The 22,108-nt window shown below is 71.0% G+C and carries 30 protein-coding genes; 11 read left to right on the top strand and 19 right to left on the bottom strand.

Translation table 11 applies throughout. From position 1 onward, the window contains the following. Positions 1–196 precede the first annotated feature (196 nt). From H149_RS0111225 to H149_RS0111270, 10 genes are all read right to left on the bottom strand, one after another. On the bottom strand, positions 197–1,336 hold the full coding sequence (locus H149_RS0111225) for a flagellar basal body P-ring protein FlgI (protein WP_020649851.1): 1,140 nt from the start codon (positions 1,334–1,336) through the stop codon (positions 197–199). Between the two features lie 19 nt (positions 1,337–1,355). Next, a complete protein-coding gene (gene flgH / locus H149_RS0111230; RefSeq protein WP_020649852.1) occupies positions 1,356–2,030 on the bottom strand; it encodes a flagellar basal body L-ring protein FlgH in 675 nt (224 codons plus the stop codon). Continuing rightward, on the bottom strand, positions 2,027–2,812 hold the full coding sequence (gene flgG / locus H149_RS0111235; RefSeq protein ID WP_020649853.1) for a flagellar basal-body rod protein FlgG: 786 nt from the start codon (positions 2,810–2,812) through the stop codon (positions 2,027–2,029). The genes flgH and flgG overlap by 4 nt, the downstream gene beginning before the upstream one ends. A gap of 274 nt (positions 2,813–3,086) precedes the next feature. Continuing rightward, positions 3,087–3,830, bottom strand: a complete 744-nt coding sequence (locus H149_RS0111240; protein ID WP_020649854.1) for a flagellar basal body rod protein FlgF — start codon at positions 3,828–3,830, stop codon at positions 3,087–3,089. Between the two features lie 12 nt (positions 3,831–3,842). Then, on the bottom strand, positions 3,843–3,983 hold the full coding sequence (locus H149_RS23190; protein WP_020649855.1) for a hypothetical protein: 141 nt from the start codon (positions 3,981–3,983) through the stop codon (positions 3,843–3,845). After that, positions 3,983–5,197: a flagellar hook protein FlgE gene (gene flgE / locus H149_RS0111250; RefSeq protein WP_020649856.1), complete on the bottom strand. Its 1,215-nt coding sequence runs from the start codon at positions 5,195–5,197 to the stop codon at positions 3,983–3,985. The genes H149_RS23190 and flgE overlap by 1 nt, the downstream gene beginning before the upstream one ends. 18 nt (positions 5,198–5,215) lie before the next feature. Further along, positions 5,216–5,887: a flagellar hook assembly protein FlgD gene (locus H149_RS0111255; RefSeq protein ID WP_020649857.1), complete on the bottom strand. Its 672-nt coding sequence runs from the start codon at positions 5,885–5,887 to the stop codon at positions 5,216–5,218. 8 nt (positions 5,888–5,895) lie between these two features. Next, on the bottom strand, positions 5,896–6,303 hold the full coding sequence (gene flgC, locus H149_RS0111260) for a flagellar basal body rod protein FlgC (RefSeq protein WP_020649858.1): 408 nt from the start codon (positions 6,301–6,303) through the stop codon (positions 5,896–5,898). A gap of 22 nt (positions 6,304–6,325) precedes the next feature. After that, complete coding sequence (gene flgB / locus H149_RS0111265) at positions 6,326–6,703, bottom strand: flagellar basal body rod protein FlgB (RefSeq protein WP_020649859.1); 378 nt, start codon at positions 6,701–6,703, stop codon at positions 6,326–6,328. A gap of 83 nt (positions 6,704–6,786) precedes the next feature. After that, entirely contained in the window at positions 6,787–7,716 is a 930-nt protein-coding gene (locus H149_RS0111270) for a chemotaxis protein (RefSeq protein WP_020649860.1), read from the bottom strand. Between the two features lie 91 nt (positions 7,717–7,807). Here H149_RS0111270 and flgA point away from each other — a divergent pair, with 91 nt between their 5' ends. The 6 genes from flgA (at position 7,808) to rlmKL (ending at position 13,484) form a co-directional block, all read left to right on the top strand. Then, positions 7,808–8,491, top strand: coding sequence for a flagellar basal body P-ring formation chaperone FlgA (flgA, locus tag H149_RS0111275; RefSeq protein WP_020649861.1), 684 nt, complete (start codon positions 7,808–7,810; stop codon positions 8,489–8,491). A 220-nt stretch (positions 8,492–8,711) separates the two neighbouring features. After that, entirely contained in the window at positions 8,712–9,026 is a 315-nt protein-coding gene (gene flgM, locus H149_RS0111280; RefSeq protein WP_020649862.1) for a flagellar biosynthesis anti-sigma factor FlgM, read from the top strand. Further along, positions 9,023–9,475 carry a flagella synthesis protein FlgN gene (locus tag H149_RS0111285; protein ID WP_020649863.1) on the top strand — a complete coding sequence of 151 codons (453 nt, stop codon included), beginning with the start codon at positions 9,023–9,025 and terminating at the stop codon, positions 9,473–9,475. The genes flgM and H149_RS0111285 overlap by 4 nt, the downstream gene beginning before the upstream one ends. 53 nt (positions 9,476–9,528) lie before the next feature. Then, complete coding sequence (locus tag H149_RS0111290; protein WP_020649864.1) at positions 9,529–10,047, top strand: O-acetyl-ADP-ribose deacetylase; 519 nt, start codon at positions 9,529–9,531, stop codon at positions 10,045–10,047. An 80-nt stretch (positions 10,048–10,127) separates the two neighbouring features. Beyond that, entirely contained in the window at positions 10,128–11,099 is a 972-nt protein-coding gene (locus H149_RS0111295; RefSeq protein ID WP_020649865.1) for an alpha/beta hydrolase family protein, read from the top strand. A gap of 78 nt (positions 11,100–11,177) precedes the next feature. Further along, positions 11,178–13,484, top strand: coding sequence for a bifunctional 23S rRNA (guanine(2069)-N(7))-methyltransferase RlmK/23S rRNA (guanine(2445)-N(2))-methyltransferase RlmL (rlmKL, locus tag H149_RS0111300; protein WP_020649866.1), 2,307 nt, complete (start codon positions 11,178–11,180; stop codon positions 13,482–13,484). Between the two features lie 344 nt (positions 13,485–13,828). Here rlmKL and H149_RS0111305 read toward each other — a convergent pair whose 3' ends face one another. The 4 genes from H149_RS0111305 to H149_RS0111320 form a co-directional block, all read right to left on the bottom strand. Then, a complete protein-coding gene (locus H149_RS0111305; protein ID WP_020649867.1) occupies positions 13,829–14,380 on the bottom strand; it encodes a DUF4337 domain-containing protein in 552 nt (183 codons plus the stop codon). Positions 14,381–14,535: 155 nt separating this feature from the next. Beyond that, positions 14,536–15,249, bottom strand: coding sequence for a hypothetical protein (locus H149_RS0111310; RefSeq protein ID WP_020649868.1), 714 nt, complete (start codon positions 15,247–15,249; stop codon positions 14,536–14,538). Between the two features lie 88 nt (positions 15,250–15,337). Continuing rightward, entirely contained in the window at positions 15,338–15,490 is a 153-nt protein-coding gene (locus H149_RS23195; protein ID WP_020649869.1) for a hypothetical protein, read from the bottom strand. Further along, entirely contained in the window at positions 15,477–15,710 is a 234-nt protein-coding gene (locus H149_RS0111320) for a hypothetical protein (protein WP_020649870.1), read from the bottom strand. Before H149_RS0111320 ends, H149_RS23195 begins: the two co-directional genes overlap by 14 nt. A gap of 167 nt (positions 15,711–15,877) precedes the next feature. Between H149_RS0111320 and H149_RS0111325 the strand changes: the two genes are divergently transcribed. Continuing rightward, positions 15,878–17,143 (top strand): TCR/Tet family MFS transporter, encoded by a 1,266-nt coding sequence (locus H149_RS0111325; RefSeq protein ID WP_020649871.1) that lies wholly within the window; start codon positions 15,878–15,880, stop codon positions 17,141–17,143. A 13-nt stretch (positions 17,144–17,156) separates the two neighbouring features. Here the strand turns inward: H149_RS0111325 and H149_RS0111330 are convergent, their stop codons facing one another. The 3 genes from H149_RS0111330 to H149_RS0111340 all read right to left on the bottom strand — a co-directional run bounded on the left by H149_RS0111330 (position 17,157) and on the right by H149_RS0111340 (position 18,532). Then, positions 17,157–17,657: a GNAT family N-acetyltransferase gene (locus H149_RS0111330; RefSeq protein ID WP_020649872.1), complete on the bottom strand. Its 501-nt coding sequence runs from the start codon at positions 17,655–17,657 to the stop codon at positions 17,157–17,159. Positions 17,658–17,729: 72 nt separating this feature from the next. Further along, on the bottom strand, positions 17,730–17,936 hold the full coding sequence (locus H149_RS0111335; RefSeq protein ID WP_020649873.1) for a ChaB family protein: 207 nt from the start codon (positions 17,934–17,936) through the stop codon (positions 17,730–17,732). A 56-nt stretch (positions 17,937–17,992) separates the two neighbouring features. Next, positions 17,993–18,532, bottom strand: coding sequence for a flavin reductase family protein (locus H149_RS0111340; protein ID WP_020649874.1), 540 nt, complete (start codon positions 18,530–18,532; stop codon positions 17,993–17,995). Between the two features lie 215 nt (positions 18,533–18,747). Between H149_RS0111340 and H149_RS22190 the strand changes: the two genes are divergently transcribed. The 4 genes from H149_RS22190 (at position 18,748) to H149_RS20695 (ending at position 20,847) form a co-directional block, all read left to right on the top strand. Then, the gene (locus tag H149_RS22190; RefSeq protein WP_020649875.1) at positions 18,748–19,146 is read left to right on the top strand and encodes a DUF6763 family protein; all 399 of its coding nucleotides are present in this window, start codon (positions 18,748–18,750) and stop codon (positions 19,144–19,146) included. Positions 19,147–19,175: 29 nt separating this feature from the next. After that, complete coding sequence (locus H149_RS0111350; protein WP_020649876.1) at positions 19,176–19,754, top strand: nitroreductase family protein; 579 nt, start codon at positions 19,176–19,178, stop codon at positions 19,752–19,754. Positions 19,755–19,883: 129 nt separating this feature from the next. Further along, a complete protein-coding gene (locus tag H149_RS0111355) occupies positions 19,884–20,339 on the top strand; it encodes a CBS domain-containing protein (RefSeq protein WP_020649877.1) in 456 nt (151 codons plus the stop codon). A gap of 31 nt (positions 20,340–20,370) precedes the next feature. Beyond that, complete coding sequence (locus H149_RS20695) at positions 20,371–20,847, top strand: host attachment protein (protein ID WP_020649878.1); 477 nt, start codon at positions 20,371–20,373, stop codon at positions 20,845–20,847. A 19-nt stretch (positions 20,848–20,866) separates the two neighbouring features. On the opposite strand, the gene H149_RS0111365 is transcribed toward H149_RS20695, so the two are convergent. Together H149_RS0111365 and H149_RS0111370 are read right to left on the bottom strand one after the other, a co-directional pair. Further along, positions 20,867–21,466, bottom strand: a complete 600-nt coding sequence (locus H149_RS0111365) for a MarC family protein (protein ID WP_020649879.1) — start codon at positions 21,464–21,466, stop codon at positions 20,867–20,869. A gap of 134 nt (positions 21,467–21,600) precedes the next feature. Beyond that, positions 21,601–21,888 carry a GIY-YIG nuclease family protein gene (locus H149_RS0111370; protein ID WP_020649880.1) on the bottom strand — a complete coding sequence of 96 codons (288 nt, stop codon included), beginning with the start codon at positions 21,886–21,888 and terminating at the stop codon, positions 21,601–21,603. Between the last annotated feature and the right edge of the window lie 220 nt (positions 21,889–22,108).

Consider the following 22,108-nt stretch of genomic DNA (forward strand, 5'->3'; position numbering starts at 1 on the left):
CTTTTCTTTGCACAAGCAAAGAAAAGTAAGGCGCCGACAGGCGAAATCAAACGTAGGGATCGAGCACCCAGCGCCGCAGAACGAGCCGTGACCGCATTGCCATCAGCAGATCCGACGCAGCACGATGCCGGCCGCGCCGCGGACATGACCCGCGTGCAGGCCCGGAACGCACCGCATGGCCGGATCGCCGCCATCATCAGATCACCACCAGCTCCGCCCGCAGCGCGCCCGCTTCCTTCAGCGCCTCCAGGATCGCGACCAGATCGCCCGGCGCGGCGCCGACCTGATTCACCGCCTTGACCAGATCGTCGAGGCTGACGCCGGCGTCGAACACGAACATGCGGCCGGCGCCGTCCTGCGTCACCTCGATCTGCGAGCGTGGCACGACCACGGTCTGGCCTTCGCTGAACGCACCCGGCTGGCTGACCTGCGGCTTCTCCGAGATCGTCACCGCCAGCGAGCCGTGCGCGACCGCCGCCGGCATCACGCGCACGCCGCTGCCGATGACGACCGTGCCGGTGCGCGAGTTGATGACCACGCGCGCCGCCGCCTCGCCCGGCGCCACCTCGATGTTCTCGAGCACCGACAGGAAAGCGACGCGCTGGCTGGGATCGGCCGGCGCGGCGACGCTGACCGTCACCGCGTCCTGGGCCCTGGCGAATTCGCCGCCGAGCACGGCGTTGATGCTCTTGGCCATGTGTGCGGCGGTGGTGAAATCCGGAGCATGGAGGTTGAAGCGCAACTCCGGCGCGACGGCGAAACTGCTGGCGACGACGCGCTCGACCTGCGCCCCATTCGGGATGCGGCCGGCGCTCGGCACGTTGATGGTGACGCGCGAGCCGTCCTTGCCGGAAACGCCGAGGCCGCCGACGACGACATTGCCCTGCGCGATCGCGTAGACCTGGCCGTCGGCGCCCTTCAGCGGCGTCATCAGCAGCGCGCCGCCGCGCAGCGAGCCGGCGTTGCCGAGCGAGGACACGGTGACGTCGATCTGCTGGCCCGGCTTGGCGAACGCCGGCAGCTCGGCGCTGACGGCGACGGCGGCGACGTTCTTGAGCTGCGGATTGACGTTGCTCGGCACGGTGATGCCGAGCTGGGCGAGCATCGACTTCAGGCTCTGCGTCGTGAACGGCGCCTGCGTGGTCTGGTCACCGGTGCCGTCGAGGCCGACAACCAGGCCATAACCGATCAGCGGATTGCTGCGCACGCCTTCGACCGCCGCCAGATCCTTGACGCGCTCGGCGCGGGCCGGATCCGGCACCAGCAGCAGCACGCCGAGCAGCAGGCGGGCCACGCGCAGCAGGCGTTGATGGCGGCGGACGAGCAGGAAGCGCATGGCGGTCTCCGGACGATCGCTAGAACGGGAACAGCACCGAATTGAAGAAACGCGCCAGCCAGCCCATCGCGTTGGCGTCGGCGACCGCGCCGCTGCCGGCATAACGGATGCGCGCGTTGGCGACGCGGTCCGAGCTGACCGTGTTGCCGGCGCCGATGTCGACCGGCCGCACGATGCCCTCGAGGGTGACGCGCTCGGTGCCCTGATTCAGCGACAGCTGCTTCTCGCCGCGCACGAGCAGATTGCCGTTCGGCAGCACGCGCGTGACGACGACCGTGACCGAGCCCGACAGCGTGTTCGACTGCGTCGATGCGCCGCCGCCGGCGAACGACTGATCCGAGCCCAGATCGAAGCCGAGCACGCCGGTGCCGTTGACGCTCAGCGGCCGGCCGAACAGCGTCGGGTTGACGATGCTGTCGCTGGTCTTCTTCGCCGTGCTGGTGTTGGCTTTCTTCTCGGCGCTGGTCTTCTCGACCAGCTGCACCGTCAGCAGATCGCCGACGCGGCGCGCCTTCTGATCCTCGAACAGGCTGATGCCGGCGCCGGCGGCGTAGATCGCCCCCTCGCTCGCCGGCGGCGGCGCGGCGGCGGCCTCGGGCGGCACCTCGAGCGGCTCGCGCGACGGCGCGCCGGCGCAGGCCGCGAGCAGGAGCGGCAGCAACAGCGATGCGTAGCGGCGCGTCACGGCGTTCACAGGTTCTGGGTGACGAACTGCAGCATCTGATCGGTGGTCGCGATCGCCTTCGAGTTCATCTCGTAGGCACGCTGCGTCTCGATCATGTTGACCATCTCCTCGACGACGTTGACGTTCGAGGCTTCCAGCGAACCCTGCACCAGCGAGCCGAAGCCGCTCTGCGACGGCGCGCCGGTCTGCGGCGAACCGCTGGCGGCGGTTTCGGTGTAGAGGTTCTCGCCCTTCGGCTGCAGGCCGGCCGGATTGATGAAGTCGGCGGTCAGCAGCTGGCCGACCTGCTGCGGCTGCGCGTCACCGCTGACCTGCACCGAGACGATGCCGTCGGCGCTGATCGAGATGCTCTGCGCGCCGGTCGGGATCTGGATGCCCGGCTGAATCGGATAGCCGCTGGCGGTGACGAGCTGGCCCTGGTTGTCGAGCTTGAGGCTGCCGTCGCGCGTATAGGCGAGCGTGCCGTCCGGCATCTGCACCTGGAGAAAGCCGCGGCCGTTGATGGCGACGTCGAGGGCGTTGCCGGTCTGCGACAGATTGCCCTGCGTGAAGCTCTTCTCGGTGGCGACCACGCGCACGCCGGTGCCGAGCATCTCGCCGGTCGGCGCCTGCGTCTGCTGCGAGGTCTGGGCGCCCGGCTGGCGCACCGTCTGGTACAGCAGATCCTCGAACGCGGCCCGGCCTTTCTTGAAGCCGGTCGTGTTGACGTTGGCGAGATTGTTGGACACGACGCTCATGCGCGTCTGCTGCGCATCGAGTCCGGTCTTGGCGACCCACAGGGCCTGGTTCATGGCTGAGCTCCGACGGAATTTCGTCTGCTGTCACCGGCTCTACAAGTTCCGGACCAGCGCCGCGCGTGCCGGAAAGCCGGCGCGGCGCGCGGAAAACGCAAAGTGGATAGCGGAGAGCGGCGCGGTGATCCGGGGCGCAACGGACGGGATCGGGTTCGCGGCGCGGGTCCGCCGCCGTGGCGCCGGAACGCCGTGCCGGCGGCGCACGCCGCCGGCCGCTAGCGCGATGCGTGCGGCGGCAAGGGGGCGGCGGGAAGCGCGGCCGTCTTTTGGCTCAGCCGGTCATCCGCGCCAGCGTCGACGACGCGGCGGCATTGTCCTCGGCGGTCTTCATCAGCTTGGTCTGCAGCTCGAACTGCCGCGCGAGGCTGATCATGTTGACCATCGCCTCGGGCAGATTGACGTTGCTGCCTTCGAGCGCGCCGCTGCTGACGACGTTGCCGCTGGCCGGCGCCAGCGGCGCGCCGTCGCGGCTGCGCATCAGGCCGTCGTCGCCGCGCTGCAGCTGCTCCGGCGTGGCGCGCACGACGCGCAGACGGCCGACCGCGGCGAGCGTCTCGCTGCCGCTGCCGAGCGGCTGGATGCTGATCGTGCCGTCGCCGCCGATCGTCAGGCCCTGCGCCTGCGGCAGCGCGATCGGACCACCGTCGCCGAGCACGGCAAGCCCGGACGCGGTGCGCAGCTGGCCGCTGGCGTCGAGCTGCAGGTCGCCGGCCTTGGTGTAGGCCTCGCGGCCGTCGCGGCCCTGCACCGCCAGCCAGGCGTCCTCGGCGAGCGCGACGTCGAGCTCGCGGCCGGTCTGCTGGATGCCCCCGCTGCGCGTATCCCAGCCGGCGGTGCCGGCCGCGGCGTTGACGCGCGTCGGCAGGCCCGGCCCCTGCACCGCCGCCGTGGCGCTGGCCAGCAGCTCGGCGCGAAAACCAGTGGTCGAGGCGTTGGCGAGATTGTGGTTGTTGATCGCCTGCTGGCGCAGCGTTTCGCTGGCCCCGGTCATCGCCACGTAGAGCGCGCGGTCCATGAGAGTCCTCCGTCAGCGGTCCGCGACCGGCGCGGCGCCCTGGCGCCGCCAGCCGGACGCGGCCCCGGCGCGCGCCGCACGATCGCGGCGGACCATGGTCCGCGCGGCTTTCGCGGCGGCAGGCGACGCGATCATCGCGAGCGCGGCCGCCATCAGCGGATGTTGATGATGGTCTGCGTGATCTGGTCGGCCGTCGAGATCATCTGCGCGTTCGCCTGGTAGTTGCGCTGCGCGGTGATCATGTTGACGAGCTGCGCCGACAGATCGACGTTCGAGCCTTCGAGCGCGCCGGACTGGATCGCGCCGAAGTTCGGCGAATCGCCGCCGCCGCGGATCGGCTGGCCGGCGGCGAAAGTCTCGCCCCAGCCGGTGTCGCCGAGCTGCTGCAGGCCCTGCGGGTTCGGGAAGCGCGCCAGCGCGACCTGGCCGAGCGGCGTCGCCTGGCCGTTGGTGTAGCGCGCCTGGACGATGCCCTCGGCGGTGATCTCGATCGTCGTCAGCGAGCCGGTCGTGTAGCCGTCCTGCGTCAGGCTGTTGACGGCGAAGTCCTCGCCGTACTGCGTCGACTGGCCGAGATCGAGGCTCAGGTTCATCGCCGCCGCGCCGCTGGTCGGCGTGTACGTCGGCAGCGTGATCTGGCCGTTGGCCGGCGTCAGCAGCGTGCCGGAATCCGAGTACGTCAGCGCGCTGGAGCCGGCGTCGACGCCGTCGATCTGCACGTGCACGTCCCAGCTGTTGGCGGTCGCGCCCTTCACGAAGTACAGCGCCGCCTGATGCGCGGTGCCGAGCGAGTCGTAGACCTGCGTCGAGCGCGTGTAGTTGTAGCTGGCCGGATCGGTCGCGTCGAACGGCGTCGTGGTCGGCGCGCTGGCGCCCGACGGCAGGTTGACGTTGGCGTCGATGCTGCGCGTCGCCAGCGGCGGATTGGTCGAGGTCGACAGCTGCAGATCGGCGAGCCGCGCCGTGTCGAAACTGCCGTTCGAGGTCGGCGGGAACACCTGCAGGCGCTGGCCGGCGGCGTTGACGACATAGCCGTTCTTGTCGGTGCCGAATGCGCCGGCGCGCGTGTAGACCATCGAGCCGTTGTCGGACAGCGTGAAGAAGCCTTCACCGGAGATCGCCAGGTCGAGCGTGTTGCCGGTCGTGTTGATCGGCCCCTGCGTCATCTGCTGGGCGACGCGCGAGGTGCGCACGCCGACGCCGGTCGCCGTCGACGACAGACCGTAGGCCGAGATCGGGAACAGGTCGGCGAACTCGGCACGCGAGGACTTGAAGCCCGTGGTGTTGACGTTGGCGATGTTGTTGGCGGTGACGTTGAGGTCGGACGAGGCGGCGTTGAGGCCGGACAGCGCGATCTGGAAAGGCATTTTCGGTGTTCCTCTCGTTTAGAGAATCTGCAGGACGTCGGAGAGCGAGAACGCGCCGAGCCCCTGCAAGTCGAGCGTCAGGCCGCTGGCGCCGAGCTGCACGCTCTGCACGGCACCGGTGGCGTAAGTGGTCAGCGCGCTTTCGCTCGTGCCCTGCACGAGGCGCGCCTGCAGCTTGTAGGTGCCGGCGTCGAGCGTCTCGCCGGCGCTGTTCTTGCCGTCCCACGAGAAATTGGCGACGCCCGGGCTCTGCGTGCCGAGATCGAGGGTGCGGATCACGCTGCCGCTGGCGTCGAGCACGTCGACCAGCACCTGGCCGCTGCTGCCGACCGCGACCGCGCCGTCGAGCGTGCCGCCGGCCGGCAGATAGCCGGCGCTGCTCGGCACCAGCACCTCGTGGCCGACCAGCTGCGCGGCCTGCAGCGTCTGGTAGCTGCTCAGCGAGCTGGACAATTCGGCGAACGAATCGTTGAGCTTCTCGACGCCGGACACCGTGCTGATCTGCGCGAGCTGGCCGAGGAATTCGGTGTTGTCGACCGGCTTGAGCGGATTCTGGTTCTGCAGCTGCGTGGTCAGCAGCTTGAGGAAGGCGTCCTGGCCGAGCGCGTTGCTGCCGCTCTGGCCGCGGCTCTGCTGGCCGAGGCCGAGCGCGCTGTAGGGATTGTCGGCAACGCTGTTGGTGGCGGTCATGGCGGGGCTCACTTGCCGAGCGTGAGGGTGCGCAGCGCCAGTTCCTTGGCGGTGTTCATCACGTCGACGCTGGATTGGTAGGAACGCGAGGCCGAGATCATGTTGACCATCTCCTCGACGACGTTGACGTTCGGCGCGTAGACGTAGCCGTCGGCGTCGGCGAGCGGATGGCCGGGCTCGTAGCGCTTTTCCGGCGCCGCCCGGCTTTCGACGATGCCGAGCACCTGCACGCCGGCGCTGTCCTGGCTGCCCGGCTCGCGCAGCGTCTTGAAGACCGGCAGGCGCGCCTTGTAGACCTCGTCCGGATTGCCGGACACGGCGTCGGCGTTGGCGAGATTGCTGGCCACCGTGTTGAGCCGCGCCGACTGCGCGCTCATCGCGCTGCCGGCGATATCGAAGATGCGGAACGAGGACATGGTCGGTCTCCTGCGCCGCCGGCTACTGGCCGGTGATCGCGGTGATCAGGCTCTTGATCTTGCCGTCGAGGAAATTGAGGCTGGCCTGATAGCGCAGCGCCGCGTCGGCGTACTGGCCCTGCTCGACCTGCACGTCGACGGTATTGCCGTCGACCGCCGGTTGCAGCGGCACGCGGTACTGCGGCGGCGCCTCGGTCAGCGTCTGCGTCACCGCGCCGCCGTCGGCAGCGCCGGCCGCGGCTTTCTGCGCGCCGGCGAGCACGCTGCGGAAATCCAGATCGCGCGCCTGAAAGCCCGGCGTGTCGGCGTTGGCGATGTTGGCGGCGATCAGCTCGAGCCGGCGCCGCTGCACCTGCAGCGCCTGCTCCTGGATTCCGAACGATGCGTAGTCGATGGCCATCGGCGACGGCTCCTCGTGGGTCTGCACCCCCGAGGCAAGCCATGTGCCAGGCGCCGCGTGACCGGGCGTGCCGGCGGCGCGGCTCAGGCCGGGGCCAGCACCTCGTGCAGGCGCGCGAGCACCGCGCCGGCCAGTTCGTCGGCGCTGAACTTGGCGATGAAGCGGTCGGCGCCGACCTTGTCGACCATGGCGTTGTTGAAGACGCCCGACAGCGAGGTATGCAGCAGCACGTACAGATCGCGCAGCGCGGCATCGCGCCGGATTTCCGTCGTCAGGCGGTAGCCGTCGAGCGTCGGCATCTCGATGTCGGAGATCACCATCAGCAGCTGCTCGGCGAGCGGCGCCGCGGCCGCCATCTCGCGCAGCCGGGCCAGCGCCTCGGCGCCGTCGGCGGCCTCGATCGAGGCCAGGCCCAGTTCGCGCAGCACGCGCTCGATCTGCGCCCGCGCGACGCGCGAGTCGTCGACCACCATCACCTTGAGGCCGCCGGCGTCGAGGCGGCGGGCGCTGTCGCCGATCGACGCGCTCAGCGCGCGCGGTCCGCCGAGGATCTCGGCCAGCACTTTCTCGACGTCGATGATCTCGACCAGCTGGTTCTGGTAGTGCGTGACCGCCGTCAGATATCCGTCGCCGGCGCCTTCGGGCGGCGTGCGCAGCTCGGCGACGTCGAGATGGGCGATGCGCTCGACCTGGGCGACGTGGAACGCCTGCACCGAGCGGTTGAACTCGGCGACGATCAGATGGCCGGCAGCCGAGGACTCGCCCTCGGCGCCGATCGCCGCGCGCAGGTCGATGACCGGCACGATGCGGCCGCGCAGGTCGGCGACGCCGAGGATGTGCGGATGCGCGCCCGGCATGCGCGTCAGCGGCGGTGTGCGCACGACTTCCTGCACCTTGAAGACGTTGATGCCAAAAATCTGGCGCGGCCCGAGCCGGAACAGCAGCAGGGCCAGCCGGTTGTGGCCGGCGAGCTGGGTACTGCGGGCGATGCTTTCGAGAAGTCCGGTAGCCATGACGTCGAGCCGGGTAGCGCTGTCCTGACTATCGGCGCCGGCGCGCCCGACTTGAGCGCGGTCCGGGCACGGCACTTGCCTCGCCCCGGCCATGAACCGCACGCGCCCGCTCCTCGCCGCCGTCCTGCTGCTGGCCGCCGCCGCGCCGGCCGCCGCGCAGGATGCGGTCGAACCGCTCGAACGCATCCGCCAGCTCGCCGAGGCCGCCGCGCGGCGCGGCCTGCCGGCCAGCGCCGAGGTACAGGCCGACGCGCTCGACCCGCGCCTGCGCCTGCCGGCCTGCGCGCGCGCGCCGCAAGCCGAAGCCGGCGACGCGCGCGGCGCCGCGCTCAGCGTCACGCTGCGCTGTGCGGCGCCGAGCGCGTGGACCCTGTACGTGCCGGTGCGGGTCCGCGATCTGCGCCCGGTGCTGGTGCTGACGCGCGCCGTGCGCCGCGGCGAGCCGGTCGAGGCCGACCTGTTCCGCACCGAAACGCGCGACGTCGCGCAGCTGCCGTTCGGCCATCTCGCCGCGCTCGACGCCGGCGCGCCGGCCGAGTTCCGCCGCCCGCTGACCGCCGGCCAGGCGCCGGGTCCGGACGATCTGGCGCCGGCCCGCTGCATCCGCCGCGGCGATCCGGTCACGCTGGTCGGACGCAGCGCCGGCATCGAGGTGCGCGCCGAGGGCAAGGCGCTCGCCGACGGCGCCCGCGGCAGCCGCATCCGCGTCGAGAACTCGCGCTCGCGGCGCGTCGTCGAGGGCACCGTCACCGCCCCCGGGGTCGTCGAGCTGTGACGCCCGTCGCGCGCCGCCCAGGGCAGCTCCGCAAGCGTTCATCCGTCGTCATGGCGAGGCGCCGCAGCCATCCGGCGGTGCACGACGCCGGTAGCGTCTCCGGATCGCCACGGCCGCCGCGCGGCCTCGCGATGCCGACGTTACTCAGACCTTCCCTAAAGTTTCACCGCGACCCGCCGCTACCCCGAGCAGAACCGGATTTTCGAGGCGGGACGCGGCGATGACCAGCAAGATCAACGGCAGTCCGATGGACGCTTACGCGGCGCTTGCGCGCCCGGCCACCAGCGGCGCGGCCGCCAGCGGCCGCAGCGGCGCCAGCGCGCCGGTCGCAGCGCCCGGCGCGGCGGATTCGGTGCAGCTCACCGATCAGGCCCTGCTGCTGCAGGACGCCAGCGCGCTCGCGCATCAGGCCAGCGGCATCGACCAGGGCAAGGTCGACACCGTCAGCCGCGCGCTGCGCGACGGCAGCTACCGCATCGACCCGCAGGCGATCGCCGCCAAGATGCTGCAGAGCGAACGGGAGATTTACGGATGAGCGAAGGCCTCGCGCAGCAGCTGCGCGGCAATCTGGAAGCGCAGCGCGACTGCGCGCAGCGCCTGCTCGGCCTGCTGCAGGAGGAACGCACGGCGCTGATCGCCAGCGACGTCGGCCGCCTGGAAACGATCACCCGCACCAAGGCCGAGGCCGCCGGCCTGATGCAGACGCTCGGCCAGGCCCTGCAGCAGCTGCGCGGCGCGGCAAGCATCGAGCGGCTGCTGGCCTCGCTGCGCGAGCACGCGCCGGCCGCGCTGTGGCGCGAACTGCTCGGCCTGGCCGCGCAATGCCAGCGCGCCAACGACGACAACGCCGTGCTGCTCGGCACGCGCGAAGCGCAGCTCAAGCAGACGCTGCGCGCGTTCCGGCCGCCGGAATCGCCTGAACTCTACGGCCGCAGCGGCTATGCCGCGCTCGGCCTGCCGGCGCGCGACTTCGGCAGCGCCTGAAGCGCAGCGGCGGCACCCTTGCGCGCGCCACGCCGGCGACGTGCAATGCCGGCATGCACCGTCCGCTGCTCGAAGCCCGTCGCGTCGACATCACGACGCTGGCCGTCGACGCCATCGTCAACGCCGCCAATGCCGGCCTGCTCGGCGGCGGCGGTGTCGACGGCGCGATCCACCGTGCCGCCGGTCCGCAACTGCTCGCCGCATGCCGCACGCTCGGCGGCTGCCCGACCGGCGAGGCGCGGCTCACTGCCGGTTACCGCCTGCCGGCGCGCTGGGTGATCCACACCGTCGGTCCGGTCTGGCAGGGCGGCAGCGCCGGCGAGGCCGACGCGCTCGCCCGCTGCTACCGCAACAGCCTGGCGCTCGCCGAGACCCTGCAGCTGCGCACGCTGGCCTTCCCGGCGATCTCCTGCGGCGTCTACGGCTACCCCTGGGAGGCCGCGACCGCGATCGCGGTACGCGAGGTGCGCGCGCAGCTGCCGCGCACGCGCACGCTGCGCGCGGTGCTGTTCGCCTGCTTTTCCGCCGAGATGCTGGCGCTGTACGAGCGCGCGCTGGCCGCGCCGCCCTGAGCCGCCGTTACGCGGCGTTACGGACGCCGGCCGGCGCGCCGTAGTACAAAACGCGTCTGTTCCATCGACCGTCCACCGCCGTGCGCCCTCTGCTCCGCCGTCTCGCCGTCGTCCTCTTCCTCGCGTCGCTGCAGGCCTGCGGAGGCGGCGGCGGCGGTGACAGCAGCGGCGAGCCGCCGGCGGCGACGCCGGCGCCGAGCCTGGACACCACGCTCGCCGGCTATCCGCAGGCCTACGACGTCTACGATCCCGGCAACGCGACGCGTGCCGTGGTCTTCCTGCACGGCGGCATGGGCGACAAGGCCTCGTTCGCGTACAAGCTCGGCCTGCTCACGCAGTCCGGCACGCCGAGCAGCGCCACCGTGAACTGGAACTGGCTCGCCGCGCATCGCGTGCTCGCCGTGTTCCCGCAGGGCCAGCATCGCGCCGACGCGCCGAAGGCGACGACCTGGTCGAACTACGTGATGGACTCGGGCGCCGACGACCGCGCCTTCCTGGCCGCGCTCAGCAGCACGCTGGCCTCGCGCAGCGGCATCGCCGCCGTGCACTACGTCGGCCACTCCAACGGCGGCATGATGGTCAACCGCCTGTGGTGCGAGGCGCCGCGCGCGGCGTCGGTCTACGTCGCGCTCGCCGGCCCGGCGTCCGAGCACTTCCTGGCGTCGGCGACGCCGTGCGCGCCGTCGCTGCAGCGGCCCTACCTCGGCATCGTCGGCGCGCAGGACGACGTGCTGCAGGCCAAGGGCCACTGGAGCGATCCGACTTGGACGATCACCCCGGTGCTGGCCGATACGCCGGCCTTCCTCGATCCGGTGCTGATCGGCGAGTGGGCGCAGTTCCAGAGCCGCGTCGCCGCCGTCTGCGGCGAGAGCCCGACGCTGGCCGGCGCCGTGACCGTCGACCAGACCGAGATCTGGACGCACTGCGGCGGCCGCCTCGAAGTGCGCCGGCCGCTGCAGCTCGACCACAGCCTCGGCCTGCCGGAGGCGAACGGCGGCACCTCGCTGCTCGACACCGTGGTCGACTTCATCGACGCCCAGAGCGCGCCCTGATCGCCCCCTGAGCGCTCCCTGCCCCGGCGCGCCGATGCGCAGGCCGCCGCGCCGCGCGGCGGTCTGGGATAATGGCGCATGCAAGAAACCCCCGCGGATACCTTTCCCCTTTTCGTCACCTGCTCGCGCGGCGTCGAACCGCTGCTGGTCGCCGAGCTGACGGCGCTCGGCGCGATCGGCGCCGGCGAGAAGCGCGGCGGCGTCGCCTGCAGCGCGACGCTCGAAACCGCCTACCGCGCCTGCCTGTGGTCGCGGCTCGCCAGCCGCGTGCTGCTGCCGCTGAAGACCTTCGCGCTCGGCGACGCGCAGGCGATCTACGACGCCGCCGGCGAAATCGTCTGGCCGGACCTGTTCGCCTCGCACAGCCGCTTCGCGATCGAGGTCGCCGGCCGCACGCCGGGCATCGCCAACACGCATTTCGCCGGTCTCAAGCTCAAGGACGCGATCGTCGACGGCTTCCGCGCCGCCGGCTTCGAGCGCCCGAGCGTCGACACCGACGAGCCCGACATCCGCCTGCATCTGCACCTCGACCGCGAACAGGGCACGCTGAGCCTCGACCTCGCCGGCGAAAGCCTGCACCGCCGCGGCTACCGCGCGCGCGGCGTCGAGGCGCCGCTGAAAGAGAACCTCGCCTGCGCGATCCTCGTGCGCGCCGGCTGGCCGGAGCTGATGACGCAGGCCGACGCGCCGCTCGTCGACCCGATGTGCGGCTCCGGCACGCTGCTGATCGAAGGCGCCTGGATGGCCGCCGACATCGCGCCCGGCATCCTGCGCGAGCGTTGGGGTTTCGAAGCCTGGCTCGACCACAAGCCGGCGCTGTGGCAGCGCCTGCTGACCGAAGCCGGGCGCCGCCGCGCCGCCGGACTCGCCGCGCTGCAGGCGCGCTTCTTCGGCTCCGACCTCGAACCGCGCGCGATCGCGGCGGCGAAAGCGAACGCCGAGCGCGCCGGACTCGCCGGCAAGCTGCAGCTCGAGATCGGCGACGCGATCGATCTGCGCGCGCCGGGCCCGGTGCCGGGCCTGGTCGTCACCAATCCGCCGTACGGCGAGCGCCTCGCCCACGAGGCCGAGCTGGTCAAGCTCTACTCGCTGCTTGGCGTGACGCTGCAGCAGCACTTCGGCGGCTGGCGCTTCGGCTTCTTCACCGCGCGCGACGATCTGGCGCAGCGCCTCGGCCTGCGCGCGAGCAAGATTTCCTCGCTCTACAACGGCGCGATTCCCTGCAAGCTGCTGCGCTTCGACATTCCCGGCGGCGCGGGCGCGGCCGCCGAGGGCGCGCCACCGCCGGCCGCCGCCGAACCGACCGAGGACTTTGCCAACCGCCTGCGCAAGAACGTCCGCCATCTCGGCAAGTGGGCCAAGCGCAGCGGCGTGAGCTGCTGGCGCGTCTACGACGCCGACCTGCCCGAGTACGCCGTCGCCGTCGATCTGTACGAGACCGTCGACGGCGAGCGCCACGCGCACGTGCAGGAATACGCGGCGCCGAAGACCGTCGACCCGGCGCGCGCCGAGAAGCGCCTGCGCGGCGCGCTGGCCGGCGTGCAGTCGGTGCTGGAGATTCCGCCGGCGCGCCTGCACTACAAGCTGCGCCAGTCGCAGAAGGGCACGAGCCAGTACCAGCGCCAGAGCGAGGCCGAGCGCCTGCACGTGATCGACGAATACGGCTGCAAGCTGTACGTGAACTTCGACGATTACCTCGACACCGGCGTGTTCCTCGACCACCGGCCGATCCGCCTGCGCATCCAGCAGGAAGCCGCCGGCAAGCGCTTCCTGAACCTGTTCTGCTACACGGCCTCGGCCAGCGTGCACGCGGCGCGCGGCGGCGCGGCGAGCACGCTGTCGCTGGACATGTCGAACACGTACCTCGACTGGGCGCAGCGCAATCTGCTGCTCAACGACTTCCATTCGCAACAGTACGAGCGGCCGCCGCTGCCCGGCACCAAGCTGCCGAAGCACGCGCTGGTGCGCGCCGACTGCCTCGCCTGGCTCGAAACGCGCGCCGAACTGCCGACGCCGCCGCAGTTCGATCTGATCTTCCTCGATCCGCCGACCTTCTCGAACTCGAAGAAGATGGAAGGCACGCTCGACATCCAGCGCGACCACGGCCCGCTGATCCGCCTCACGATGGCGCTGCTCGCGCCCGGCGGCACGCTGTACTTCTCGACCAACCGCCACGGCTTCAAGCTCGACGCGCTGATCGAAGGCCAGTTCGACGCCCGCGACATCACCGCGCAGACGCTCGACGAAGACTTCAAGCGCCCGCCGCCGGCGCACAAGTGCTGGGCGATCCGGCGCCGCGAGGGTGGCAGCCTGCCGAGCTTCACGCACGTGTCAGTCGGCGCCGACGACGACGAAGCGCCCGGTGAAGACGAGGACGACAACTGAGCCGCCGGCCTCGGCCTCAGCGGCTGCGGGCGGCGCCAGGCAAGCCCTGAACAAGTTCATACACCGGCATGGCGAGGCGCCGTCGGCGACGAAACCCTCCGGCGGTGCACGACGCAGCCGGAGTCTCTGGATCGCCACGGCCGCTGCGCCGCCATCGCGATGGCGGCGCTATCCAGACCTTTCCTAGTGTCCTGCCTCAGAAATTCGCATGCGAATTCGCCGGTTCTTTTCGTGCCTGGCGGCGTTGCGCCTCCTCGCCATAGCGGTGCTATGCCTTGTCGTTGCGCCTTGCCAGCCGCGAAAAGCCCTCGGCGACTTCATCAAGCAACTTCTGAGACAGGACACTAGAGCGCGAACGCGACGATCCACTGCGCCACGGCCGCGAGCGCGCTGACGGCGGCGACGCCGAACAGCCACTTGCGGCGCGTCAGCGCCGTGATCGACGCCGCCGAGATCGAAATCTGGAACAGCGTGATCGCCATCGCCAGCTTCTCGTGCGGACGCAGCGCGCGCTCGGCGTGGGCATTGGACTGCGCGGACGCGCTTTCGAGCGCCTCGGCCTTGCCGCGCAGCTCGGCGAGCTCGGTTTCGTACTTGTCGATCTTGGCCTGGATCTCGCCGGCCTTGGCCGCGTCGTGCTCGGCCTCCAGCCGTCCCTGCAGGATCGCCAGCTTGATCGACTTGGCCTGGTAGTAGGCCCACTGGTCGGACGCGCGCGCCTGGCTCAGCACCGCATCGTTCTTGTAGTACAGCGCTTCGTTCTGCGTGTGGCCGCCGAAGTAGCTGCAGATCGCCGCCAGCGTGGCGACGATGGCGGTGAACAGGGCGACCGACTGGCCCAGCCTGCCCCCTTCGTGCGGATGGGCGTGGTGGGCGTGAATCTCGGGTTCTTCCATGGCGAGGCGTGGCGGACGGCGATGAGCGGCGGGAGAGTGCCGCGCGGTGTGACCGTGCGGACGCCGGATCGTTCCGTGCGCCCGCGCGCATCGCTCGGGCCGTCGTCCGGGCACCGCGCCGCGCCCGGCCGATGCCGGCGGCGCGGCGCAAGCGGCTACAGCTTGGCGCCGATGCGCTGCGCGTAGTCCTCGGTGTCGTCGCCGACGCAGCGCGCGTGCCGCGCCAGCTGCTGCAGCGCGGCGGCGATGGCGCGGCGCTGCGCGTCGCCGAGCAGCGTGCGGCCGTTGCGCGCGTCGAGCTTGACGATCTCGTCGACCGCCATCAGCAACCGGTAGATCGTCTTCAGGCGAAAGCCGCGCAGGTCCGGCGTCTGCGCCAGCGCATCGAGCAGGCGGACGACGCCGTCGATCGCCTGGAACTGCGGCCGCACCTGCAGCGCGCAGGCGGCGCCGAAGGCGAGGCCCTGGTCGGCGGTCTGCGCCAGATCGGCGAACAGGAAGTCGATCGACGCGAGCCCCTTGGCCTTGGCCTTGAGGCGCGTGGCGAGGCGGTTCAGCTCGGCGGCCGGCGCGTCCGGATCGAAAGCCTTGCAGTCGTCCAGGTAATCGTCCTGCATCACCTGGTAGGTGGCCTTGATCTCGTCGAGCTCCTTCTTAGTCGCGTCGACGCTCTGCTGCAGGGCGCGGAACTTGGCTTCGAAATCGCCGACGCGAATGCTTTCGAGCCAGGACGAGGCCCAGGGCACCATCGCCAGGCCGATCAGCGCCATGCCGGCGGCGTCGATGGTGATCGCGTGACTGACGTGCGCCACCGCCAGCAGCGCGATGACGATCGAAAAAACTGCCTTGCCCGCTGTCTTGCCCTGCACGCCGCGCCCCCGTCCGAAGCCGGCAGCCTACAAGGCGGCGGCCACCGACGTCACCTGCGCGCGCGGCGCGCGCCCGCGTCGCGTCCGCTCACCGCCGGGCCTGCCCGATCAGGTGAAAGATCATCGACAGCTGCGCGTCGGTGAGCTTGCGGAAGTCCTCGGCCAGCGCCTGCGGCTCCGGCTTCAGCACCCAGCGGCCGTCGATGCCGGTACCGACGGCCGGGTCGTCATGGCCGTCCATCTCGATCCACGGGAAGTCGCCGTGCTTGGGGCGACCGATGCGCGGCGAAGTAGTCGCCGGCGATGCGGCCGGGGTCGTTCATCGCGGCGTCGAAATCGAAAGGCTCGGCCTCGGCCTTGTCCGGATCGCCACCGCCGAGCAGGTCGGCCTGCGCCGGCAGCGCAGCGGACAGGGACAGCACCGACAGCGCGAGCACGGCGGTACGACGGTTCGGGAGCATGGCGGCAACTCGGCAACGGGATCGGCGCCATGTTCGAGCCGCACCGCCGCCGCGGCAGTCCCGATCTGCGGACGGTCGGCGGCGGCCACTGCCGACGCCGTCACCAGCGCGGCATATCGCTTCAGGCATCATGTCGTCCCAACGCGTTGCACCCGCAAAGGCCTTCCGTGTCATCCGTCCCCTTCCACGGCCGTCGCGCCGCGATCGCCTTCATCTTCGTCACGGCGGTACTCGACATCGTCGCGATGGGCATCGTCATTCCGGTGCTGCCGCAGCTGATCGAGCAGTTCACCGGCTCGAACGCGCGCGCCGGCGAGATCAACGGTCTGTTCGTCGCGCTGTGGGCGCTGATGCAGTTCGTCGCCTCGCCGGTGATCGGCTCGCTGTCCGACCGCTACGGGCGGCGGCCGGTGATCCTGCTGTCGACGGCCGGTCTCGCCTGCGACTACCTGCTGATGGCGCTGGCGCCGAACCTGTGGTGGCTGGCGCTCGGCCGCATGATCGCCGGCGTGACCTCGGCGAGCTTCACCACGGTTTACGCCTACATGGCCGACATCACGCCGCCGGAAGGCCGCGCCCGCGCCTACGGCCTGATCGGCGCGGCGTTCAGCGGCGGCTTCGTGCTCGGTCCGCTGCTCGGCGGCGCGCTCGGCGAGCTCTCGCCGCGCGCGCCGTTCTGGGCGGCGGCGGCGCTGTCCGGCCTCGCCTTCCTGTACGGCACGTTCATCCTGCCGGAGTCGCTGCCGCCGGAGCGGCGCATGGCCTTCGCCTGGCGGCGCGCCAATCCGTTCGGCTCGCTGCGCCTGCTGCGTTCGCACCCGGAGCTGTCGGGTCTGGCGGTCGTCAACTTCCTGCTCTACTTCGCCCATCACGTGTTTTCGGCAGTGTTCGTGCTGTACGCCGGCTACCGCTACGGCTGGAGCGCCTGGCAGGTCGGCACGCTGCTGGCGCTGGTCGGCGGGCTCGACATGCTGGTGCAGGGCGTGCTGGTCGGTCGCGTGGTCAGGCGCTTCGGCGATCGCGCGACGATGGTCGTCGGCCTGTTCGGCGGCGCCGCCGGCATCGCGATCATGGGTCTGGCGCCGAGCGGCCTGGTCTTCACGCTGGCGATGCTGCCGAACGCGCTGTGGGGTCTGGCGATGCCGACCCTGCAGTCGCTGATGACGCAACGCGTCTCCGAATCCGAGCAGGGTCAGCTGCAGGGCGCGAACATGAGCGTCGCCAGCATCGCCGGCGTCGTCTCGCCGCTGTTCTTCGGCTGGATCTACGCGCAATCGGTCGGCGCCGCACCGGCCCTGCCGACGCCGGGCGCACCCTTCCTGATCGCCTCGCTGGTGCTGCTCGCCGCGGCGCTGCTCGGCTGGGCGGTCGCGCGCCAGGCCGGACGCCGCGACGGCGACGGCCCGGCCGCGACGACGGGCGCGGCCGCCTGATCCGGAGCGCGGCTCAGGCTGGCGCGTCGAGCACGCGCTGCAGCAGCCAGACGTCAAGCACCTGGCCGTGCTTGACGCCGCAGCGCCGCATCAGGCCGATGCGTTCGTAGCCGAGCGCCTCGTGCAGCGCGAGACTGGCCGGGTTGCCGTCGACGATGCGGGCGACCAGCGTCAGCACGCCAGCCTCCGGCGCCAGCCGCAACAGTTCGGCGAGCAGGGCGCGGCCGATCCCGCGCCGGCGCGCCGTGGCGCGCACATAGACGGCGTTCTCGGCGCTGCGCTCATAGGCCGGCCGTGGCGACCACGGATACAACCGCCCCCAGCCGGCGACGCCGGCCCCATCCTCGGCGACGACGATCGGGTAGCGGCCGCCGGGATTGAGGTGGAGCCATTCGAAGCGCTCGGCTTCGGTCTTCGGCACGGTGTCGAAGGTCGCGGTGCCGTGCAGCACCTGTTCGTCGTAGATCTCGAAGATGGCCGGCAGATCGGCCTCGGTGGCGGCGCGCAGCTTCATGGCGACGGAGGATGAGAGAGCGAGCTGCCATTGTCGCGCCGCCCGCGCCGCGCCGCGCGACCGGGTGCGTGCTCAGCGCGCGGCCCACTGCCCGTCGATCTTCTCGTACTGCTTCTTGACCGCGGCCCAGGCGACGCGGAAGGCGATTTCCTCGCGGCGCCCGTCCTCGGCGTACGCGTGCCAGGCGTGGTTGAAGGCCTCGCGGAAGATGTCCTGCGCATGCGGCGGCAGATGCTCGCGCACGCGCGGCGGCAGGTCCTCGTTGCAGGCGTAGGGCATCGGCGGCTGCGGACGGTTCAGGACATCTTCTCGGGGCGCCTTCTCAGCGCGCCCTCTCAGGGCATCTTCGAAGCCAGCTTGATGGTCTCGCCGGCGACCATGAAACGGCCGTAGCCGCGATGGTGCAGCGTGCGCGGATCCTTGACTGCCGGATCGGCCCAGACCTTGAGCGCCTCGAGCACGAAGAAGTTGTAGCGCGACATCAGGCGCCGGTCGCGCACGCGGCATTCGAGGCTGGCGTAGCACTCGTCGATCAGCGGCGCGCCGACCGTCGCGGCCGGGCGTGGCGTCAGGCCGAAGCGCGCGAACTTGTCGACCGTGCGCCCCGAGCAGTTGCCGCAACCGACGACCTGTCGCGCGAGCTCGACGGTCGGAATGTTCAGCACGCACTCGCGGCTGGCGTCGAGCAGACCGTAGCTGTAATCGCCCGCGCTCATCACGAAGCCGACCAGCAGCGGCTCGAATTCCATCACCGTGTGCCAGGACAGCGGCATCACGTTCGGGCGGCCGTCGCGCGCGACCGTCGTGACCAGCAGCACCGGCCCCGGTTCGAGCAGGCGGTAGGCGCGCGACATCGGCACGGCCCGCTTGACCATGGCGCGGCACGCGAGCGACGCCGCGCGGCGCGACGCGCCACGCACCCCTGCTGATCCGCCCATGCCCGTTCCTCCCGCTGACCGGTCTGCGACGCTACGCCGCGCCGCCTCGCGCACATTGACGCGCATCAACCGGCACGCGGCCTGACCTGGGTCAATGCGCGGCAGCCGGCGACAGTCGCAGGCTGGATGTCCATCCGGCGCAAGAGCAGGTCATGGGATTCGAAGGCACTCCGCAGGTCGGCGAGTGGTATCGGCGCGCCGATCGCCCGCAGGCATTTCAGGTCGTGGCCTTCGATGCATCGCAAGGCCTGGTCGAGATCGAATACTTCGACGGCACCATCGACGAATGGCCGCTCGCGCACTGGCATGCGCTCGAAATCGAACCGAGTGCGGCGCCGCAGGACTGGACCGGCGCCTACGACGAGGTCGACCGCAGCGATTTTCCGGACGACATCGAGTCCGGCATGCGCCCGGAAGACTGGCACGAACCGCTCGAAGGCCGGCGCAGCGCCGCGGCGCGCCTGACGCTGGAATCCGAGGCGCGCGCGGTGCCGCCGGCGAAGATGCCGGCCGTGCGCCAGCGCAAGAAGCCGCGCCCGCCCGAGAAGTGAACGCCGCTTCGGCAACCGGAGAATTTTCGATGCCTGCCACCGCCGACACGCCGCTGCCGCCGCCGCGCCTCAACGACTGCACGCTGCGCGATGCGCTGCGCCTGCGCCGCAGTACGCGCGCCTTCGGCCCGCAGCCGCTCTCCGACCAGGCGCTGTCCGATCTGCTGTGGGCGGCCTGCGGCGTCAATCGTGCCGACACGGCCGGCCGCACGGCGCCGTCGGCGCGGCACTGGCAGGAGATCGACGTCTACGCCGCGCTGCGCGGCGGCCTGTACCGCTACGAGCCGGCGACGCACGCGCTGCGGCGCGTCATCGACGCCGACCTGCGCGCGCTGAGCGGCGAGCAGGACTTCGTCGGTGCCGCGCCGCTGAACCTCGTCTACGTCGCCGATCTGTCGCGCGTCGACGCCGGCGACGAGCAGGAGCGGCGTTTCTACACCGCCGCCGACGCCGGCTTCATCGCGCAGAACGTCTACCTGTGCTGCGCCGCGATCGGCCTGGTGACCGTCGTGTGCGGCCTCGTCGACCGGCGCCGGCTCGCCGCGGCGATGGGCCTGCGCGCCGAACAGCGCGTGCTGCTCGCGCAGACCATCGGCCATCCGCCTTGAATCGGACTCATTGACGCATGTCATGGCCCGCCGCGGCGGCGGCGCGGACGATGCAACGCAATCGATGCGAGAAACGCTCCGGATGACGGAGGGCGCCGCCCCGGTCCGTGGAGCGCAGGAGGAGATGCCATGTACGTAGGCGAAGCCTGCAGCAAGACCGTCGCGGTCGCGGACCGTTCGACGACCGTCGCCGCCGCCGCGCGGCACATGCGTGACTACCACGTCGGTTCCATCGTGATCGCCGCGCCCGACGACAAGTCCGGCGAAGTGCGGCCGCTCGGCATCGTCACCGACCGCGATCTGGTCATGGACGTGCTCGCCGAAGGCCTGTCCGCCGACGGCGTGACGCTCGGCGAGATCATGGACGAAGGCCTGCTCACCGCCGAGGAGACCGACGATCTGGTCGAGACGCTGGAGCGCATGCGCGACAGCGGCATCCGCCGCATGCCGGTGATCGACGGTGCCGGCCAGCTGTCCGGCATCCTCGCCGTCGACGACGTGCTCGAACACCTCATCGCCGCACTCGGCCAGATCCCCCAGCTGATCCGCCGCGAGCAGCAGACCGAAGCGGTCCGCCGCGTCTGAGCCGCCCTCCAGGTTCCCCCGAGAATCCGCCATGACCTACCCGCGCAACACCGGCCCGGTGCCGCCGAAGCCTTTCACCATCTGGGTCGTCGTCGCCGACGCGGCGCGCGCCCGCATCCTCGAAGCGCACCACCACGACGGCGAGCTGCGCGAGATCGGCGATCGCCTCAACGCCGAGGCGCGCCTGCAGCCGCACGAGGCGCAGGCCGACCGCGCCGGTCAGGTGATGCAGGGCAGCCACGGCGGCGCGCACGCCTTCGAGCCGCGCCAGTCCTACGAGGAGCATGTCGCCACGGCCTTCGCGCGCCAGCTCGGCCGCGAGCTGTGCGAGGCGCGCCAGAAAGGCGTGGTGCAGCGCCTCTACCTGCTCGCCGATCCCGCGTTCCTCGGCCATCTGCGCGCCGAGCTCGACGCGCCGACGCAGGCACTGGTCGTGGAAGAGCGTGCGACCGATCTGGTACGGCAGCCGCTGCAGGACATCCGCAAGTCGCTGCCGGAACGGCTCTGACGGCCGTCGCGCGCCGGCCTCAGGGCCGGTGCGCGGTCCAGAATTCGACGACGCCGCCCATCATCATCTCGACGGCGATCGTCACCAGCAGCAGGCCCATCAGGCGCTCGACCGCGGTCAGGCCGCGCGTGCCGAGCACGTTGCGCAGGCCGGTGCTGGCCAGCATGATCGGCAGGCACGCGCACCAGGCCAGCAGCACGGCGCCGATCCAGGTCAGCCAGCGCTCCGGCTCGCGGCTCATCATCAGCAGCACCGTCGCCAGCGCCGACGGGCCGGCCACATAGGGAATCGCCAGCGGCACGAGGAAGGGTTCGGCCATCGCCGTGTCTTCCTCCAGCGAGTGCTCGCGTGACGGAAAGATCATGCGCAGCGCGATCAGCATCAGGATCACGCCGCCGGCCACGGTCAGTGCCGGCTGCGAGAGGCCGAGCAGGCGCAGCATGTGGCCGCCGCCGAGCAGGAAGATCAGCAGGATCGCCAGCGCGAACAGCATCTCGCGCAGGATCACCGGGCGCTGGCGCTCGGCCGGCACGTTCTTCAGCGCGGACAGGAACAGCGGCACGTTGCCGAGCGGGTCCATGACGAGGAACAGCAGCACGGCGGCGGAGAGGAAAGTCATGTCGCCTATGGTAAGGCGCGGCCCGCAACGCAGATACGGGGTGGAAGACCTCAGTTCGGTGCCGCCATCGCGAAGCCCGATCCGCCGTCGTTACCGGATGGCCGGGGACGTGACGCTCATCGCCATGACGACGGCTACAGAATTGCTTCGTACAGATCGCGCCACTGCGGATTCAACGCCTCGATCAGCGCCAGCTTGCGCGCGCGGCTGCCGCCCTTGATCTGCTTTTCGCGCTGGACCGCGCTTTCCATGGTCTCGTGCCGCTCGTACCAGACCAGCAGCTTGCAGCCGTAGCGCTGCGTGAAGCCGGCGACCACGCCGCTTCTGTGCTGCCAGACGCGCTGGACGAGGTCCGAGGTCACGCCGACGTACAGCGTGGCGTTGCGCCGGCTGGCCATGATGTAAACGCAGGGCTGCCGCATGCAGGTACGGTAGCCGATCGCGCGCAGCTCTGGATTGCTTCGTCGCTACGCTCCTCGCAATGACGCCGAGAGCGGGATGCAGGGCTGCCGGCCTGCCGTGGGCCGGCGGACCGACGGCCGGAAGACCGGAAGACCGGAAGACCGGACGCCTAAGCCGTCATTGCGAGGAGGCCGCGAGGCCGACGAAGCAATCCAGTGCAAGGCCCGACCAGGCGGCACA

This window comes from Solimonas variicoloris DSM 15731 (assembly GCF_000382285.1).
In the GTDB taxonomy this organism is placed as follows: Bacteria; Pseudomonadota; Gammaproteobacteria; order Nevskiales; family Nevskiaceae; genus Solimonas; species Solimonas variicoloris.